The organism is Spirosoma arboris, from assembly GCF_009754945.1.
In the GTDB taxonomy this organism is placed as follows: Bacteria; Bacteroidota; Bacteroidia; order Cytophagales; family Spirosomataceae; genus Spirosoma; species Spirosoma arboris.
On the sequence record NZ_WPIN01000058.1, the window covers coordinates 1 to 1,203 of the forward strand.

The 1,203-nt window shown below is 50.5% G+C and carries 1 protein-coding gene; it reads left to right on the forward strand.

Translation table 11 applies throughout. The annotated features are described in order from the left end of the window. Positions 1 to 77 precede the first annotated feature (77 nt). The gene (locus GO755_RS40635) at positions 78 to 1,199 is read left to right on the forward strand and encodes a transposase (RefSeq protein ID WP_157591167.1); all 1,122 of its coding nucleotides are present in this window, start codon (positions 78 to 80) and stop codon (positions 1,197 to 1,199) included. Positions 1,200 to 1,203 lie beyond the last annotated feature (4 nt).

Below are 1,203 nucleotides of genomic sequence, written 5' to 3' on the forward strand. Positions count from 1 at the left end.
CAGACTACTGGACATTTTGAGAACATAAGTCTAGTCTAGCTAAATTGGGTCTTACCAATACTTAGCCCCAACCTCCAATGCTACCTGCTACTTTTCAGCAACTTACGCCACACCTGGCTCCCTTCAGCCGGGGAATCGTCAAAAACTTGTTCCTCATTGCTCAGGCCCTGCTCACCAGCCGCAGTAGCAATATGAACACTGTCAAAGACCGCTTGGGTACGCTCCTGGGCAAGGCCAACCGGCAACCCGCCAGCCACTATAAACGACTCATCCGTTTTTTCAATATGAGCCAGTCGCATCAGTTGACCAAGGCCATTTTGCGGTGTACAGTTGCGCTGCTTAGTGGCCGGGTCAGGTACCTTATTTTAGATGCAACCACTTGGCGATTAGGTCAGAAAAATGTGCATTTGCTCGTATTAAGTTTTATTTATCAAGGCGTTGCCATACCCGTTCTGTGGCGCGATCTCGACAAAAAAGGCCACAGTAATGGGTGTGAGCGGCAGTCATTTATGGAAGAAGCCGCTCAACTGTACAACCTAAAGGGGAAGATTCTGCTGGCTGACCGGGAGTACACGGGCCAGCTTTGGTTCACTTTTCTCCATCAACAAGGGATTGATTTTGTGATTCGGCTACAACGCGAGTGCTACAAACATGATACGCTGACGAGCTACCGAACCCTAGAGAGAAAGGCCTTGCGCCGGAAGCGGGCCGTGTGGACGTGGCTAAACTGGGCTGACTGTCGGCTCAAACTAGTGATGTGTCGCAACGAAGACCCGCGCCCGCCAAGGGATCCGCGCAAGCGGGCAGAACCGGTTTTTTATTGGCTGACTAGTCTGGACAATGCTAAGGCTGTGCCGGCTCATTACCGCAAGCGGTGGCGCATCGAGCAGTGTTTCAAAGCACTTAAAACGAACGGTTTCAATTTGGAATCAATGAACTTCAAGCAATCGGCCAAGATTGAATTGCTACTGGCCGTGGTCGTCTTTGCTTACGTGCTGAGTGTGGAAGCGGGCGAAGCGGTCAGCGAGCAAATCGGGACAAAAACTTACCGGAATGGCAATAGTAGCCCAGCGCAGTCGCTGTTCAAGAAGGGATTGGAGATGCTTAATGCAACGCTGCTGGTTTTTGATCAGTTTATAGGCTACCTGCTATGTATTTTCAAGTCGGCAAAACCGCGTCGATTCCGTTTTGTCCAGTAGTCTG

Coding starts and splice junctions, on each gene's coding strand:
- GO755_RS40635 (WP_157591167.1), top strand. CDS start 78: ATGCTACCTGCTACTTTTCAGCAACTTACGCCACACCTGGCTCCCTTC.